The organism is Reyranella sp. (assembly GCF_052439685.1).
In the GTDB taxonomy this organism is placed as follows: Bacteria; Pseudomonadota; Alphaproteobacteria; order Reyranellales; family Reyranellaceae; genus Reyranella.
In genome coordinates this window covers 1-13,799 of record NZ_JBQVQG010000006.1, presented here as the reverse complement: position 1 = coordinate 13,799, position 13,799 = coordinate 1, and the positions used below count along the sequence as shown (strand labels likewise).

Annotated in this window: 33 protein-coding genes; 20 read left to right on the top strand and 13 right to left on the bottom strand. The window is 65.7% G+C overall.

What is annotated here, in order from left to right:
- Positions 1–72: 72 nt before the first annotated feature.
- The 9 genes from ACT6UX_RS09945 to ACT6UX_RS09905 are packed head-to-tail and all read right to left on the bottom strand — an operon-like array spanning position 73 to position 2,548.
- Positions 73–273, bottom strand: a complete 201-nt coding sequence (locus tag ACT6UX_RS09945; RefSeq protein WP_444774994.1) for a hypothetical protein — start codon at positions 271–273, stop codon at positions 73–75.
- The gene (locus tag ACT6UX_RS09940; protein ID WP_444774993.1) at positions 270–677 is read right to left on the bottom strand and encodes a hypothetical protein; all 408 of its coding nucleotides are present in this window, start codon (positions 675–677) and stop codon (positions 270–272) included. The genes ACT6UX_RS09945 and ACT6UX_RS09940 overlap by 4 nt, the downstream gene beginning before the upstream one ends.
- Positions 674–961: a hypothetical protein gene (locus ACT6UX_RS09935; RefSeq protein ID WP_444774992.1), complete on the bottom strand. Its 288-nt coding sequence runs from the start codon at positions 959–961 to the stop codon at positions 674–676. Before ACT6UX_RS09935 ends, ACT6UX_RS09940 begins: the two co-directional genes overlap by 4 nt.
- Positions 958–1,128 carry a hypothetical protein gene (locus tag ACT6UX_RS09930; protein WP_444774991.1) on the bottom strand — a complete coding sequence of 57 codons (171 nt, stop codon included), beginning with the start codon at positions 1,126–1,128 and terminating at the stop codon, positions 958–960. The genes ACT6UX_RS09935 and ACT6UX_RS09930 overlap by 4 nt, the downstream gene beginning before the upstream one ends.
- Positions 1,125–1,412, bottom strand: a complete 288-nt coding sequence (locus ACT6UX_RS09925; protein ID WP_444774990.1) for a hypothetical protein — start codon at positions 1,410–1,412, stop codon at positions 1,125–1,127. The genes ACT6UX_RS09930 and ACT6UX_RS09925 overlap by 4 nt, the downstream gene beginning before the upstream one ends.
- A complete protein-coding gene (locus tag ACT6UX_RS09920) occupies positions 1,409–1,774 on the bottom strand; it encodes a hypothetical protein (protein WP_444774989.1) in 366 nt (121 codons plus the stop codon). Before ACT6UX_RS09920 ends, ACT6UX_RS09925 begins: the two co-directional genes overlap by 4 nt.
- A complete protein-coding gene (locus ACT6UX_RS09915) occupies positions 1,771–2,040 on the bottom strand; it encodes a hypothetical protein (RefSeq protein WP_444774988.1) in 270 nt (89 codons plus the stop codon). The genes ACT6UX_RS09920 and ACT6UX_RS09915 overlap by 4 nt, the downstream gene beginning before the upstream one ends.
- Positions 2,040–2,300 (bottom strand): hypothetical protein, encoded by a 261-nt coding sequence (locus ACT6UX_RS09910; RefSeq protein ID WP_444774987.1) that lies wholly within the window; start codon positions 2,298–2,300, stop codon positions 2,040–2,042. The genes ACT6UX_RS09915 and ACT6UX_RS09910 overlap by 1 nt, the downstream gene beginning before the upstream one ends.
- Positions 2,301–2,311: 11 nt before the next feature.
- Positions 2,312–2,548 (bottom strand): hypothetical protein, encoded by a 237-nt coding sequence (locus ACT6UX_RS09905; protein ID WP_444774986.1) that lies wholly within the window; start codon positions 2,546–2,548, stop codon positions 2,312–2,314.
- A 193-nt stretch (positions 2,549–2,741) separates the two neighbouring features.
- Here ACT6UX_RS09905 and ACT6UX_RS09900 point away from each other — a divergent pair, with 193 nt between their 5' ends.
- The 4 genes from ACT6UX_RS09900 to ACT6UX_RS09885 all read left to right on the top strand — a co-directional run bounded on the left by ACT6UX_RS09900 (position 2,742) and on the right by ACT6UX_RS09885 (position 4,907).
- A complete protein-coding gene (locus ACT6UX_RS09900) occupies positions 2,742–3,257 on the top strand; it encodes a hypothetical protein (protein WP_444774985.1) in 516 nt (171 codons plus the stop codon).
- 106 nt (positions 3,258–3,363) lie between these two features.
- A complete protein-coding gene (locus ACT6UX_RS09895; RefSeq protein ID WP_444774984.1) occupies positions 3,364–3,930 on the top strand; it encodes a thermonuclease family protein in 567 nt (188 codons plus the stop codon).
- Positions 3,927–4,316, top strand: coding sequence for a hypothetical protein (locus tag ACT6UX_RS09890; RefSeq protein ID WP_444774983.1), 390 nt, complete (start codon positions 3,927–3,929; stop codon positions 4,314–4,316). The genes ACT6UX_RS09895 and ACT6UX_RS09890 overlap by 4 nt, the downstream gene beginning before the upstream one ends.
- Positions 4,317–4,406: 90 nt before the next feature.
- Positions 4,407–4,907 carry a hypothetical protein gene (locus ACT6UX_RS09885; protein ID WP_444774982.1) on the top strand — a complete coding sequence of 167 codons (501 nt, stop codon included), beginning with the start codon at positions 4,407–4,409 and terminating at the stop codon, positions 4,905–4,907.
- Here ACT6UX_RS09885 and ACT6UX_RS09880 read toward each other — a convergent pair.
- The 4 genes from ACT6UX_RS09880 to ACT6UX_RS09865 are packed head-to-tail and all read right to left on the bottom strand — an operon-like array spanning position 4,904 to position 6,260.
- The gene (locus ACT6UX_RS09880; RefSeq protein WP_444774981.1) at positions 4,904–5,035 is read right to left on the bottom strand and encodes a hypothetical protein; all 132 of its coding nucleotides are present in this window, start codon (positions 5,033–5,035) and stop codon (positions 4,904–4,906) included. The genes ACT6UX_RS09885 and ACT6UX_RS09880 overlap by 4 nt on opposite strands.
- 59 nt (positions 5,036–5,094) lie before the next feature.
- On the bottom strand, positions 5,095–5,331 hold the full coding sequence (locus ACT6UX_RS09875) for a hypothetical protein (RefSeq protein ID WP_444774980.1): 237 nt from the start codon (positions 5,329–5,331) through the stop codon (positions 5,095–5,097).
- Positions 5,332–5,338: 7 nt separating this feature from the next.
- Positions 5,339–5,623 carry a hypothetical protein gene (locus ACT6UX_RS09870; protein WP_444774979.1) on the bottom strand — a complete coding sequence of 95 codons (285 nt, stop codon included), beginning with the start codon at positions 5,621–5,623 and terminating at the stop codon, positions 5,339–5,341.
- A 7-nt stretch (positions 5,624–5,630) separates the two neighbouring features.
- A complete protein-coding gene (locus ACT6UX_RS09865; RefSeq protein ID WP_444774978.1) occupies positions 5,631–6,260 on the bottom strand; it encodes a S24/S26 family peptidase in 630 nt (209 codons plus the stop codon).
- A gap of 96 nt (positions 6,261–6,356) precedes the next feature.
- Between ACT6UX_RS09865 and ACT6UX_RS09860 the strand changes: the two genes are divergently transcribed.
- From ACT6UX_RS09860 to ACT6UX_RS09785, 16 genes are all read left to right on the top strand, one after another.
- Positions 6,357–6,599 carry a helix-turn-helix domain-containing protein gene (locus ACT6UX_RS09860; protein ID WP_444774977.1) on the top strand — a complete coding sequence of 81 codons (243 nt, stop codon included), beginning with the start codon at positions 6,357–6,359 and terminating at the stop codon, positions 6,597–6,599.
- Positions 6,596–7,291, top strand: a complete 696-nt coding sequence (locus tag ACT6UX_RS09855) for a hypothetical protein (protein ID WP_444774976.1) — start codon at positions 6,596–6,598, stop codon at positions 7,289–7,291. The genes ACT6UX_RS09860 and ACT6UX_RS09855 overlap by 4 nt, the downstream gene beginning before the upstream one ends.
- Positions 7,292–7,294: 3 nt before the next feature.
- Positions 7,295–7,723 (top strand): hypothetical protein, encoded by a 429-nt coding sequence (locus ACT6UX_RS09850; protein ID WP_444774975.1) that lies wholly within the window; start codon positions 7,295–7,297, stop codon positions 7,721–7,723.
- Positions 7,723–8,106, top strand: a complete 384-nt coding sequence (locus ACT6UX_RS09845; RefSeq protein WP_444774974.1) for a hypothetical protein — start codon at positions 7,723–7,725, stop codon at positions 8,104–8,106. Before ACT6UX_RS09850 ends, ACT6UX_RS09845 begins: the two co-directional genes overlap by 1 nt.
- Positions 8,103–8,330, top strand: coding sequence for a hypothetical protein (locus ACT6UX_RS09840; protein ID WP_444774973.1), 228 nt, complete (start codon positions 8,103–8,105; stop codon positions 8,328–8,330). The genes ACT6UX_RS09845 and ACT6UX_RS09840 overlap by 4 nt, the downstream gene beginning before the upstream one ends.
- Positions 8,330–8,533: a hypothetical protein gene (locus tag ACT6UX_RS09835; RefSeq protein ID WP_444774972.1), complete on the top strand. Its 204-nt coding sequence runs from the start codon at positions 8,330–8,332 to the stop codon at positions 8,531–8,533. The genes ACT6UX_RS09840 and ACT6UX_RS09835 overlap by 1 nt, the downstream gene beginning before the upstream one ends.
- The gene (locus ACT6UX_RS09830) at positions 8,534–9,115 is read left to right on the top strand and encodes a helix-turn-helix domain-containing protein (RefSeq protein WP_444774971.1); all 582 of its coding nucleotides are present in this window, start codon (positions 8,534–8,536) and stop codon (positions 9,113–9,115) included. It begins immediately after the preceding gene.
- A gap of 403 nt (positions 9,116–9,518) precedes the next feature.
- Positions 9,519–9,803 (top strand): hypothetical protein, encoded by a 285-nt coding sequence (locus ACT6UX_RS09825; RefSeq protein WP_444774970.1) that lies wholly within the window; start codon positions 9,519–9,521, stop codon positions 9,801–9,803.
- Complete coding sequence (locus tag ACT6UX_RS09820) at positions 9,800–10,279, top strand: hypothetical protein (protein WP_444774969.1); 480 nt, start codon at positions 9,800–9,802, stop codon at positions 10,277–10,279. Before ACT6UX_RS09825 ends, ACT6UX_RS09820 begins: the two co-directional genes overlap by 4 nt.
- A 16-nt stretch (positions 10,280–10,295) precedes the next feature.
- The gene (locus tag ACT6UX_RS09815; RefSeq protein ID WP_444774968.1) at positions 10,296–10,463 is read left to right on the top strand and encodes a hypothetical protein; all 168 of its coding nucleotides are present in this window, start codon (positions 10,296–10,298) and stop codon (positions 10,461–10,463) included.
- On the top strand, positions 10,450–10,791 hold the full coding sequence (locus ACT6UX_RS09810) for a DUF1064 domain-containing protein (protein ID WP_444774967.1): 342 nt from the start codon (positions 10,450–10,452) through the stop codon (positions 10,789–10,791). The genes ACT6UX_RS09815 and ACT6UX_RS09810 overlap by 14 nt, the downstream gene beginning before the upstream one ends.
- Positions 10,788–10,928 carry a hypothetical protein gene (locus tag ACT6UX_RS09805; RefSeq protein WP_444774966.1) on the top strand — a complete coding sequence of 47 codons (141 nt, stop codon included), beginning with the start codon at positions 10,788–10,790 and terminating at the stop codon, positions 10,926–10,928. Before ACT6UX_RS09810 ends, ACT6UX_RS09805 begins: the two co-directional genes overlap by 4 nt.
- Positions 10,928–12,016 carry a phage portal protein gene (locus tag ACT6UX_RS09800; RefSeq protein WP_444774965.1) on the top strand — a complete coding sequence of 363 codons (1,089 nt, stop codon included), beginning with the start codon at positions 10,928–10,930 and terminating at the stop codon, positions 12,014–12,016. The genes ACT6UX_RS09805 and ACT6UX_RS09800 overlap by 1 nt, the downstream gene beginning before the upstream one ends.
- Before the next feature lie 7 nt (positions 12,017–12,023).
- Positions 12,024–12,551: a baseplate J/gp47 family protein gene (locus ACT6UX_RS09795; RefSeq protein WP_444774964.1), complete on the top strand. Its 528-nt coding sequence runs from the start codon at positions 12,024–12,026 to the stop codon at positions 12,549–12,551.
- Between the two features lie 16 nt (positions 12,552–12,567).
- Positions 12,568–13,125: a hypothetical protein gene (locus ACT6UX_RS09790; protein ID WP_444774963.1), complete on the top strand. Its 558-nt coding sequence runs from the start codon at positions 12,568–12,570 to the stop codon at positions 13,123–13,125.
- Between the two features lie 10 nt (positions 13,126–13,135).
- On the top strand, positions 13,136–13,456 hold the full coding sequence (locus ACT6UX_RS09785; RefSeq protein ID WP_444774962.1) for a hypothetical protein: 321 nt from the start codon (positions 13,136–13,138) through the stop codon (positions 13,454–13,456).
- Positions 13,457–13,799 lie beyond the last annotated feature (343 nt).

The window sequence follows — 13,799 nt, the reverse complement described above, 5'->3', positions numbered from 1 at the left end:
CCTTGAGGTCGTCGGCCAGGATCCGGTAGGGCAGGTGGCCGGCGGTGAGGCCGGTGTCGTTCGTGCGCCAGGTCACGCAGCATCCCCATCACCAAGCCGCCGCCGCTCCAGCGCCCCGAACAGCCGACCGGCCTCCGTCGCGATTGCCGCGTTCCTCGACCTGCAAAGCCTGCGGATGTCCGGGCGAAGCGCCTCGGCCGCGATGGGATGGCTGGCGTTGAGACGCGCCGTGAAAAGGGTCTGCGTCTCGGTCAGGAAAGCGTCGGTCGTCATGGCTTCGACCCCTCGGGCATCGGCATCCACGCCTCGGGCTCGTGCTTCACTGGCGAGTGATTGCGGACGGTCGAGCCATCGTCGAACGTCCAGCCGTTGTGCATCTGCATCTGGTTCCACGACGACACGAACGCCTTGAATTCGTCGTGCCAGAGCATGCGGATGGCATCGCTCCCGACCTTTCCCCAGAACGGAGAGCCGTCGCGCGGGGCAGTGGCCATCGGACGCCATGCGGGGAGATCGGCGTCAGTGGCGGAGGAGGTCGAGAACGCTGCCAGGATGCGTTCATAACGCTCCTTGTTGGCCGTCCAGCCACAGGCGGTGCATCGGTCAAGCCGATGCTGCAGCCACTGCTGGTCTGTCATGGCGTTCCATTCGTCATCCGACATCGTGTGCCCGCTCATGGCTTGGCCACCCGGTCGCATCGCGTCCGCGTCCCGCTCGCGACGACAATCGCAACGCCGCGGAGGTCCATGTCGCAGGCAACCTTGCTGACCGGCACGCCGCGCGGCTTGCAGGGCTCGGCCGGCGGGCAGACCACGACGATGTGCGTCCGCAGCGGGTCGGCGGGCTCGTCGAGGCCTTCCTGTGCTGCGCGACCGGCGCGCGGTCCGAAGGCCACCATCAAGATCAGGCCGCCCAAAATCATCGCCGGGCCAATCAGCAACCATGTCCGGGCGCGGCTCACAGCCAACCTCCCGACAGATCGACGCCGCACCAGTCGGCGACCAGCCCGGCGTGGACGCCCCTGGCATAGTGAGGCTCGTGGTTGGCGTAGTAGGTCCGGACGGGAACCGCGTCGGTTCCTGCGAGGTAACCGGCCAGATACTCGGCGTGGTCGAGGCGCGCGCTCATGCCGGGCCTGTCGGCTTGAGGGCGGCGCGGGCGCGAGCTTCGGCATTGCGAAGATCGGAAGACAGCAGGTGGTCGGGTTTGACGGCTCGATCGGCGGCGCCCCCAAGCTCGATGGCCGCCTGCAACAGCGCGGCCCGCATCGCCTGATATCCGCGCACCGCAGCCCCTATCGCGCGTGCATGCGCGTGATCGACCGGAAACTCGGCCTCCGGGAACAGCGCGATCTCGGTTTCCATGCGGGTGACCGCGGTTTCTAGGATGATGGGGTCGGGGGCGGTCGTCATGCCGTCACCTCTTGCGCCGGCATCCAGTGCGTCGCGTTCGTGACAGCGTCGTCGTAGCCAACCGTGCCGTCCTTGTGGTCGGGATACAGAGCGCCTTGAAAGCGGGTGACCTGCAGGATCAGGAAGCGCGCGACGCCATTGCCGGGCGTCATGACGAGGAACGGCACGTCCTCTTTCGTCGGCGCGGTCTCAATCGGTTGCCATTGATATGACTTCGCCGCAGCCTCACAGGCGACGAAGCCATGGCATATCTCGACCACTACATCCGGCCTAAGTTGCGACACGATGAGGCGTGCCTCCGCATGTGATCGCTTCGCCAGCACGCGAGCCGCCGCCAGCGAAATTTCGCTGTGGTCAATCATGGCGTCACCGTCGATTCGCCCAGTCCGGTCGGCAGCACGTTCTCCGCGTGTGTCACGGCTGCCTCGATCGCGGCGGCCATCGCCTTCGCCTCGGCGATCGGCAGCATGAACGGCACGAGACCGACACGGATGATCGGCATGCTCAACACGATGTGCGTCGTGCCGAGCGCGTGCGCATTCCCGCGGAGGTCGTTCACCGTGAAGCTGTAGGTGTCGTCCCGCGTCGAGAAGCCCGACGGATAGACCGGGGAGAGGGAGGCGGGCATCAGGCGACCACCGGCGTCATGTCGACCGGCTGCCCGGCGCGCTCCGGCGGCCAGACCATGCGCGGCTGCGGAATGGCGGTCGGCGTCAGGTCGTCAGCAAAGCACCAGCACGGCGCCGTCGGATTGTTCGGGAAGCGGACGTCGTACTTTGCTGGCCGGCCCGGCAGCAGCGGATAGCTGATGTTCTGGATCGTGCCGACCGCATTGCGGCGGGCATGCCGGACCGTGGTGCCGATCCTGAGGGTGGTCGTCTCGGACATGCTAGCTCCTCTCAGTTCTCGACCGCCGGCCCGCCCAAGCGGTACCGGCTGTTCATCGTCTCGATCTCGCCCGTGGCCTCGTCGAACGAGACGACCTCGCTGGTTGTGACGTCGGCGGCCGGCTTGGTCGGGTGGTCGGCATTCCAGCCCTCGACGAACCAGCCGAGGCCGCGTTCGCGCTGGCACTCGACGCGGCGCCAGCCGGTGATCGTGCCGTTGAAGGGCTTCAGGGCGGGGGTGGTGGGCATGGTCTCCTCGGGCGGCGGGTGGGCCGGTGAGGAAGAGAGTGTCGAATATTTTCGACGACGTCAACTGATCGTCGAAAAAAATAGACGATTATTGTGAAGCGTCTTCAGGCAAGAAGCCGAAAGGTTGTTTTGCGAGCTTCACTTGCTCGCTCCGGCCGTGGCGTTGACGCTTGGGCGGGGCGAAGGAGGATCAATGTTGTGGAATCAAGTGGCGGCGCTGGTCATCTTCGCCGCGCTGTGCAGCGACGCGAGCGCTCAGGAGATTTCGGTCGACCCGAAAGCGGAGGCGGCAGGGCGAGTGCAATTCCCGGAGTCCCTTGAAGATGAGGTGGACCGGTTGACGAAGGAGCGTGCTGGGCAAAAGCCTAGAGAAATCAACGAACAAGCCTGCCGGGACGACTGGTCGAAGTGCGCTGACAACAAGCAACTCGCGGAGACCTATCGGAAGTACATCGAGATTCGGACGGCCTGCCAGATCGCCGCCGGGCGCCTCGCCAAATACGGAAAGCCAAACTGGGGTGGCTGGACTCACCGGGTCTTCGGGCAATTCCTGCCCGGAGACACTGGCCCATCGTCGGGATACGCGATCCTTTTCGACAACGAGGTGCAGTTTCAGAACGGCTTTGGCGCGATGGTGAACTCAAGTGCGCGCTGCAAGTACGATCTCCGGAACGAGAAGGTTCTCGAAGTCACGGTGCGGGCTAGATAACTATGCGCGCATTCTGGATCGCAGCCCTCACCCTCCTCACGACCCCCGCCTTGGCTGCCAACTTCACGCCCTGGCCGGTCAAGGATGCGCCGCCGCCGCAGACCGAGTGGCTGGAGCTGGCGCAGAAATCCTGCTGCAAGCGCTGTACGAAGGGCCAGCCGTGCGGGAACACCTGCATCAGCAAGAAGTCGACGTGCCGGAGCGCGCCGGGGTGCGCGTGTTGAGGGTGTCCCGGCTGATCTCCGTGCTGATGCTGGTCGCCCTTCCGGTCGCCGCCCAGCCGATCATCACCGACGGGGATACGATCAAGCTCAACGGCACGATCTATCGCCTGCACGGAATCGACGCGCCCGAGACGAAGCAGGACTGCCCGGACGGCTGGCCGGCGGGACGACTGGCGACGACGCACCTGCAGGCGCTGATAGCGGGGCGGAACGTAATCTGTGAGCGGAAGGATACCGACCGCTATGGCCGAACGGTCGCCGTCTGCCGGGCAGGGGGCGAGGATCTTGGGGCGATCATGGTGCGCGACGGCTACGCCTGGGCGTTCGTGCGGTACAGCCGCGATTATGTCGGCCAGGAAGAGCGGGCGAAGGCGGGCGGGGCAGGCGTTCACGGGCACGGGTGCGTGCCTGCGTGGGAGTGGCGGCAGAAGCAGAGGGGGCAGCCATGAGGGCGTTTGGAATTATTTTGGTCCTGATCGGCGTTGTCGCCGCGGTGGCCGCCTTCGGCATGGGTGGCGCCGCTCCTGGAGAGCGCGTCCTGAACATCGGCTTGCTGAATGAGAAGGTGTTGCTTGCCACGATCGGCGGCGCCCTGTTGATCGGCGGCCTGGCTCTGGTAGGGGCGGGCGGTGTCGTGGCGGCAATCGAAGACCACAAGACGGCAGTGCTGGCGGAAATTAGGGGCGAGCGAGAAGACCTGCGGATCGGCTTCAAGTCGCTATGGGATGAACTCGATCAGGTTCGGGCGAACACCGCAGCCGGCGCGCCTGTCCCTGTGCACGGCGCCACTCCAATCGTCAGCGGCAAAAGCGCTCTGGATCAGCGACTCTCGTGAGATCGATCTTTCGCGTGACTGACCCGGCGTGGGTGTGGCGGGCGGAGCGGCGGAAGTGACGGCGCGCTACAGTTGGTGTAGCGTTGCTGTATGCCCGATATCAGCGGAGACCTTTTCAAGGTCGGTCTAGATGACGCCCGCGCCCGCCACGCCGCCGTCGTCAACCTGATCCTCTTTACGGATACCCAGGCGTTGGGGTTGTTGAGGCTGTACATCCCCCTCGGGATCGCCACAGCATCGGGCGCCGTGGCTTCGTTCTCCGTCAACCCGTCCATACCGAAGGTGGTCGGCGTGGCGCTCGGCGCAGCAACGGTCTGCCTCATCCTGGCGGCGTGGCTATGCTTCCGCGCGATGGCGACAAGCAAGATTAATCTCCAAGGCAGGGGCGCAGAGTTCTGGGAGTGGGCCGCCAACCAAAGCGCCGGCGAAGTATTCCGATCCTACATGCGGAACCTGCGAGAGAAGCAGGTCAACAACAACGATCTGAACGCCCGCACAGCGCGAATGCTTCGGTTCGCCAAGATCTGCGCCATTGCGTCGCCGGCGGTTGCTGCTGTGGCGGGCGGGGCCGCTGTCTGGGCGGGGCTTTAGCGAGTCTTGCGCCCACGAGGATCGTTGCTTTTCACGTTGTCCCAGTCCGGCGGCGGACCCTTCGGCGCCTCACCTTTCGCCGGCTCCTGTGGCTTCTTTTCTTCGTCCTTCTTTTCCTCGTTCGGCATCTCGGCTCCTTTGCTCTGATCTCACCGCCTGTACGTCGCCAGCAGCGCCACCCGCCCCATCACATCACCACTGCGACGGCGTAGACCTCGCCCCGCTTGGCATTGAGGAAATCCAGCAGGATGTCGGCTGCCTCGCCGAACACCAGCGTCTTCTGGTCCGGTGTCAGCTTCTTCCGCTTCCGCAGGACCTCGACGGCACGCTCGCTATCGGCGACAGCGACGATGAAGTGCTCGACGTCCGGATCGCTGCCGCCCAGGCGTTCGGTCGCCACAACGATTTGCCAGCCCTTCGCCATCACGACCTCACCGCTTGTATGCCGCCAGCAACGCCGCATAGGCCGCCAGCCCATTCATGCTCGGCGACCCGCCGCTCTCCTTGAGGAACCGCCGGAACCCGGCCGGCCGCACGTCGAGAAGCCTGGCCGTGTATCCTTCCTCGGCCAGCTCGACCTTGCGGGCGTCTAGCATCCGCTCCCAACGCCAGTGGTTGTTGGGAAAATCCTCATCATCGGCCAGGATCTCGGCGAACTCGGCGAAGTCGTCGGCGGCGATCCGGGGAAGGGGGTAGAATTGCGGGTCGTCGGGCATGGGGCACCTATTCGGCGGGTTTCACCCAGCCGATCTTGGCAATCGACATCACCGGGCGGTCTTGGAGGACCGGCGTGTTGGGATTGATACTCAACAAGTGAAAGTGCCCGCGCTTCGAACCCTTCAACACCTTCTTCACGTACAGCGGACCGCCGCGAACCTCGACGATCAGGGGTTTGGCGGGATTGGCCACGGAGGGTGGTTCGCGCTTCTGGAAGAAGAGCAAGTCCCCGCTATTGAAGACGGGCTGCATTGAGTCGCCCCGGACAATCACCGCGCCACCACCCTCATAGCCGGGCGGCGCTGCCGTGGTACCAAGACCACCGTCGACACCGATCATTTGCACTTCATCGCCAGCGCCGACGTAGGATTCGATCCTGATATCAGCGGTCCAAGGGGCCTCGTCGCGTAGCTGGGCGGCCCGTATCCTTGTGTCGAGCAGCTCACTGGCGGCATCAGCGAGAGCTTCGTAGGTGTCGTCCGTCAGAGCTTCCGTCGGATTGACCTTCTTGCCGAGGAAAGGCCACAGGGCGCTTTCGCTCAGACCCGCCGCGCGAGCCCAAGCCTTGGGCTGCAAGTTGTGGGTTTTCATGAAGTTCCGAAGCGCCTGGCGCCGTTGTTCGCTGTCGTAGGGCATCGCTAACACTTTGGCGCAGCGTCGAAAAATATGCGCGGCGAACGATTTCGACGGTCAACCGTTGACGCGTCGAAAATAATCGACGATGCTCAATGCATGGACACACCCGCCACCCAGCTTGCAGTGCTTGCCCGGATCCGAGCCTTTGCCCGCGCCAACAGTTGGACCGCCGGCCGGCTGGCGTCTGAGGCAGGGTTGAGTCGCGGTACGCTTGCCCGCCTGTTCGAGGCGGACTGGCTGCCGTCAAGCTCGACGGTCTTGCAGATCGAGAAGCTGATCCCCCGCGACTGGCGCGTCGGCGACCCGCTGCCCGCGCCGAAGAAGCGGAAGGCGGCGTGATGATCCACGCGGCTCCCCTCGGCCACGTCGCCAAACTCCCCGCGCACGTGAACACGGCGAAGGCCAGCCTGCCGGCCAGCTATGAAGCCGCGAAGGCCGCGCTCGCGAACTGCGTCTCCATCGACGAATGCAAGGACTGGGCGGACAAGGCCCAGGCGCTCGCGTCCTACGCCAAGCAGGCGAACGACGACGAAATGATGCGGCAGTCGACGCGCATTCGTGACCGCGCGATCCGCCGGTGCGGCGAGTTGCTGAAGCAAATCGAACCGCAGCAGGGCGCGCGGAGCGACCTTACTTCGGGTGGTCGCCCTCCCGAAGTTACACGCAACCGGGCGGCCCGCGATGTCGGCATGTCGCCGCATCAGGCGAAGCAGGCCATCCGCGTCGCCAACGTTCCAGCCGCTGACTTTGAGCGCCAGGTCGAAAGCCCCAGGCCTCCGACCGTCACCGCCTTGGCAGAGCAGGGCAAGAAGGCTGCGCCCCGTCCCGTCATCGACTTGAAGGGCAGGGCTCCAGACGAATTCAACCTCGCGCTGCACTACGTCGGCGGATGGGAACAGGTGGCGCGCGATCTCGCGGCGCTCAGGCACGACAGCGCGGTTCCTGTCCTCACGCCAGCTGAACGAGCCCGTCTGCGCAAGGCGATCGCGGCAATCGACGCGATCACCGACCGCATTATCACGAGGATCTAGCGCATGAGCGACACCAGCATCCGCACCGAGGTTCGCGCCGTCATCGAGGAAAAGATTTCCGCCGGTGTGGCGATCCGCGCCGATTGGGTTGCGGTCGGAATTCTCGAAACGAAGAGCAAGGTCGAGGGCGACGACGCTGAGTTCTATCGCGTCTGCGCCTACAACGAGATTCGCCGGATCGCGAAGGAAGTCCTCGGCAAGTGGAAGGCCACAGACGAGACGCCCGCACAACTCGTGCTGCCTGGGTTCACGCATCTTTGCAAAGCCTACCCGATGGAGCGCGACGGCGAGGTTGTGCTGGTGCCGGTCGATCAATGCAGCGCGTCGGAGTTGCTGCTGCGGGCCGAACAGCTCGACGAAATGGCCGCCGGATGTCGCGCGCACGCCAAGGAAATCCGCGCGTATCTGCTGGCGAAGTCTGAGGCCGCCTGATGCGCCCGCTCGCCCGCCGCGCCCTGTTCGCGCTGCCGCTGGTGGCGCCGCTGGCTGTGGCGGCGGCAGCGCAGGCGACGCCGTCGCGCGTTTCGACGATCAAGAAGTTCCCGCTGCCGAGGGTCGTGTTCAATAAGCCTTTCTTCGAACTGACGGAGATCTCGCCGGTCTGGCCGCGCTTCGAGTTGCGCAGGTTCGACACGATCGGCGAGGCATTCGATGCGTTGGAGCGCGAATCGCCCAGCCGGAGCCAGCTCGCCACCACCCTAGGCATCCCGCACGAGGAGCCGCACGTCTGGACGGACGACGAGGTCGCCCTGACCCTCGGCATCGACGTCCAGCGTGACGGCATCGTCATCAGCGCCGCGACGGTGCGGACATGAACGCCATCCCCCGCCGCACCCTAGCCGAGCTGCTGGCCCCGATGTCGCCGGCGCCGGCTGATCCCGAGCAAGCCGCAGCGCGTGACCGCCTCATCGCGGCCGGCGTCGTGACGGGGCGGGAGCCGTCGGCCATAGCGGCGCTGGAGCGGTTCGTGGCCTGCGAAGAACGCCCGGCACGGCGCGAGCTGCTGGGCGATCTGCTGGACGAGAAGGGCGGCGCCTGATGTCGACCGCGCGCGAACGCTTTGCCACCACCAAGAACCCGCCGCGCTCCGTCGGCACGGTGTTCGATGCAATGCGCAACTTGCCGTCCGGCTATCGCGAAGGTGCGCTGCGGGGCGCCAGAGCTGCGAACGCCAAGGTGCGGGAACGGCGACTCAAGGACGCGCTGGTCGTGGACTTCTCCCGCAAGCGCGGGGGGCGATAAATGTCCTTCATCCGCCAAGCCTCCAGCGGCCACTACGAAGACCTCGTCGCCCAACGCGCCCGCGTGCTGGCGATCTGTCCGCCCTCGCATCGTCGCCGGATACTCGGCCAGGCTCCGCGCTACCGGCATGCCAAGACGCATGAGATCACGGTCGATCTCAAGAGCGGCCAACGCAAGATCGCATCGGCAGAAGCGACAAAGCCCGTCGTCCAGTCGATTCCGGCGCCTCACTCGCCATTGCCGATCGAGGCCCGAGAGATCGTTACATGCGAAGCAAACGGCAGGCGGATGACCGCCTCTGCGATCATCGAAGCGGTCTCCGCCGTTTGGGGCATCCCGGTCGTTGATCTGCACTCTCCACGCTGCTCGAAGCGGATTAGTCGTCCCCGATTTGCTTGCTTCCACCTGTTGCGGCTGATGTTGAAATTCTCGTCTCCGAAGATTGGGCGCATCCTGGGTGGCCGCGATCATTCGACCGTGCTTGCAGGCATCGATCGGGCCAAGGACCTCTACGAACACGACGCCGACTGGCGGTCGAAGTTCGATGCGGTCGTCGCCGTGCTCGACGGAGGCGCGAAGTGAACGGCCGAGACGGCGCGCGGGGGCATGGGGCTTTTCGCCGTTTCGGCCGGGCGCGGCGGGGGTGCCGCGGTCTCTCGAACTCGAATGCTGCGCCTGCCTTCCCCCTCGTTGGCAGTGCTGCGCAGGGGCGGCGTCTTACCCGTGGCGGGCGCCGCCCCGTCTTCTCCTGCGGGCTCGACCCGCTCACCCCTGGCGGAGCTGACGCTCGACGCCGGGGCGCTGAATTCTTCGTGGCGCCGCCTAATCCCTGGCAGGACGCGGCCCACGATGATGTCGCTGAGGCGCGTCATGCGCCCGGTTCGGTTCTCCTTGGTTCGGCTGCTCTCCATGCACGCAACGTCGCGCATGGAGGTCATCAGTGTCCGGGCAAGAATCAACGCGTAACAAGTTTCGGAGCGTCAAAGTGAGTATCGCGCTTGAGAACACCTACGATCTGGCGGGCGCTTGGGGCGCGGCTCTGCGCAACTTCGCGCCGCAGGCTCTGGCGCGCCGCCTAGGTATCTCGCCACGCACCATCGAGAACTGGAAAGACGGCGCACACGGCCCGACTTGGCGGCACACCGTCGCCATGCTGCGCGATGACGAGCTCTGCAAGGCGTTGCTTGAGGCAGCCGGCCGCAGCGATCTCGCGAACCATCAGGAAACCATAGCGGCGCTCAAACGGGCGCTCGTGAGCGAGGGGAAATGAACAACAAGAGCGAGGCTACGTCTTCGGGCGGCATCGGCGTTCTCGGCCTGTTGGGCGTGCTGTTCGTCGGGCTCAAGCTGACGGGCGTGATCGACTGGTCTTGGTGGTGGGTGGGCGATCTACGTGACGCCCTCCTGGATCGCGTCCGCAACCTGCCGAAGCCTTGGGCGATGATGTCGCCGGATGAGCAGCGCGACCAGGTCGAGGGCTGCACCATGATCGCCGAGCATCTCGTGCAGGAAGCCGTGCGCATCATCGCGTCGAAGGGCTTCCCCACGATCCACGGCAAGCTGGTCAAGGTGCAGGTCAAGGACGGCATGCAGCTTCAGGTCGACGTCTCGCGCCACGATCCGCAGCGCCTGATCGTGATCGACAGCGTTGAGCGTCCGGTTCTCCTCGTCGTGCCGGAACCCGACATGTTCATGGGCGAGAAGGACAAGCCGAAGACCTCGCTCGACGAGAAGCTGGGCCTCTAGGCGAACGGGCCCGCGCATGACCGGAAAGCAGATCATGGCGGCATCGCGCGGCGATGCCGAATACCGGGCCGCCCTCCTGGCCGTGCGCAATGCGCGGCCGGGCCAGAAGGAACGCAAGAAGCGCGAGTTGGTCCGGCTGGTTGCCGAACGCCTCAAGGAAAGGACCTCCGATGCAGCGCAATAAGTACGGCGCCCGCAAGACCGTGTCGGGCGGCATCACCTTCGACAGCAAGCGCGAGGCAAATCGCTGGGATGATCTGCAAGCGCTACTGCGTGGCCGGAAGATCAGCCAGCTCGAACGGCAGGTGAGGTTCGTGCTCGCGCCGGGGGTGACCCTGGCCGGGGAGACCCGCAAGAAGCCGGCAATCCGCTACGTCGCGGACTTCCGGTACTTCGACGTCGAGAAAGGTCGCTTCATCGTCGAGGACGCCAAAGGCCGCGACACGCCGGTCAGCCGGATCAAGCGGCACCTGATGAAGTCCGTGCACGGAATTGACGTGGTGCTCTCATGACCGATTCCGCCGCCAACCACTTCGCCGCGATCAAGGCCCGCCGGCTGCTCGGGCTGCTGCGAGCGGAGTGGTGGGCTCAGCCGGAAGACGACTTTGACTTGGTTTTGGCGTGCGCGCTGATGAGGGGCGGGAAGTGATGCGGAAAATTCGTGTGGCCGACCTCTTTTGTGGTGCTGGCGGATCAAGCACTGGCGCCCGCCAAGCCATTGAAGCCCTCGGCCGCGACATGGATCTCGTCTGCGTGAACCACTGGGATCGCGCCATCGAGACCCACAAGCGCATGCACCCCGAGGCGCGGCACTACTGCCAGGATGTCGCCTCTGCGCGCCCAATCGAGTGCGTGCCCGGCGGCCACCTCGACCTCCTGATGGCCTCACCGACCTGCACCTATCACAGCCGCGCGCGTGGCGGCCGTCCGACCTCCGATCAGCAGCGGATGGACCCTTGGCACGTCGTGACCTGGCTGACCGAGCTGATGGTCGACCGGCTCATCATTGAGAACGTGCCGGAGTTCGCGGACTGGGGTCCGGTTGACCCGAAGACCGGGAAGCCGATCAAGTCGAAGAAGGGCGTCTATCACGCCGAGTGGGTCGCGGCCACCGATGCCAACGCCGAGATCGCCGGGGCGAAAGTCAGGCTCCGCGGCATCAGCCGCGACATGGTGCGCAACAACCCGATAGCTGCCCGCGCCGTCCAGATCATCGACCAGAACGTCATCGGCGCCGGCATCGTCCCGACGGTGAAGTCGCGGAGCGAGCCGCGGGCCGAGCGGATCCGCAAGCTGATCAAGCGTCACCTCGAAACGACGTCCTTCGACGTCCTGGGGCAACACGACCTCTACGGCGTGCAGGGGCTGGTGATGCGGTGCCTCGTCGAGAGCGGAGAGGTGCTGGTGAGGCGGCTTTGGTCGTCGGATCGCAGTCTCGCGTTGCCTTTTCAGGTGCAGGTGCTTGAGCCGGATTACCTCGACAGCCTGGTCGACGGGCAACTCGCCAACGGCAATACGGCGCGCCAGGGCATCGAGTACGGCAAGGAGGGCAAGCGCGTCGCGTATCACCTCTACCGCAACCATCCCGGTGCGCTGGACAGCTTCAACCAGGAGACCATGCGCATCCCGGCGCGTGACATCATCCATACAGGCCTCGCGCGCACCTCGGCGACTTCACGCCGGAGGTCGGGCTGCGAACCATCGGTGTCGGCCTGGCGGCGAGCGGAATCACGGTGAGGTCGGCATGACGCGATTCTCGAGCACGGCCCTCGATCTCAGCCGCGTCGACCGCGCCGCGCTGTGGCCGGAACACTCGTTCGCGCAGATCGAGATCGAGCGCCTCGCCGATCTCAAGGCCAGGTTCACCTCGGCAGGCGTCCCGTTCGACGTCGAAATGCTTGAAACCGATCCGTCCCGGGTGCTGCAACAGTCCAGCGGCTACCGTGAGCTGCTGGTCCGCAGCGCCATCGATGACGCCCAGGCTGCGGTACTGCTGGCCTTCGCGACGGGCCCGTTCCTTGACCGGCTGGGCGATTCGCATACCGCCCGTGCCGACGGCGAGACCGACGACCGCTATCGCGCCCGCATCCAGCTGGCGCCCGAAGCCTTCGCCAGCGCCGGCACGCCGGGCGGCTACATCTATCACGCCGTCTCGGCCTCGCCTCTGGTGCGCGACGTCGGCCTCACCGTGGTCAACAAGGCCACCTGGGATGTCGGCGTCGAGATCACGATCCTGCCTCCGCGACCACAACGAAGGCTCCGTCGACAATGAAACCTGGGGCGCCCTCGTGGCCCCGCTGGCTGCCGCGACGGCCGTCTCGTCGATGCCCGATAAGTTCGGCGAGCGCGTGTGTCGCGTGGCCCGCCAGCACCTTGCGGCCAAGGCGCGCGAGGTCGGCGGCGATAACCGGGGCGCGTGGGTGCGCCACTACGGTCGCGGACTCGACCAGTCCGTCGTCGGCTTCTTCCCGTGGTGTCAGGCCTTCGCCAACGAGCCGTGGTTTGCGGCCTCGCGCGAATTGAACGTGCCGCTGCCGTTCCCCCTGACCGATGCCGGCGGCTCGCCGTCCTACTACGTGCCTTGGGTGGCCGATTCGGCGCGTCGCGCCGGCAAGTTCCGCAACGGCGCCACCCTGAAGGAGATCGTGCCCCCGGGCTCGATGTTCTTCGTGCCCGGCGCGCGGGGTGGCGAGCACTCACACATCCATGTCGGCATCGTCCTGGCCGATGACGGCACCACGATCCGCTGCGTGGAGGGGAATACCAACGAGGCCGGCGGCTCCAACGGCTACTGCGTCGCCGAGCGCTGGCGCAAGAAGGCCGCCAACGACTACGGCCTGATCTGAGGGGGCGACGATGTGGAGCAAGGACGAAGTCGCCGCCTTCATGCGGCATGTCTACACCGCCGTCGGCGCCGGGACCGTGGTTGCCGTGGCGTTCGGTTTCATGGGCCAGGAAGACGCCGACAAGGTGATCGAGCTGGTCAAGCAGCTGGGCGAGGGACTGGGCATCGTGGTCGGCGCCATCGCGGCGCTGCTGCCGATCATCAACGCCCTGCGCGCCAGTCGGAGCGCCAGCCCGACGGCCCAGATCCGCAAGGTCGAGAGCATCCCCGATGTGACGGTCGTGGCGGTCACCCCGAAGGGCGACGAGCTCGTCGAGAAGTCGAAGAAGTAGCTGCGGGCCGGGGCTTGATACCGGCTCTCTTTCCCTTGGGCCCAAGGTACTCGAACTAATCTCGTCGTTTTCGCCGCCACCAGCATGCCTTCAGGCATCGAGGACTCGAACCTCTACTCACGACGAGATGCACGTCCATCCGTTCCGCCGCAGCGCCTGAAGTCTACCACCCCCGAAAGGAAGTCGACATGAAGAAGATGGCAACGGCCCTCGTGGCCGCGATGATGCTTGCGCTGACGGCCTGCGGGGGAACCCAGCAGGAACGGCAGGACAAAGCCGACCAGACTTTCGGCCGCGCCAAGCTGGCCTTGGTCACGGCAACAGCGACCGTCGGCCTCTACAA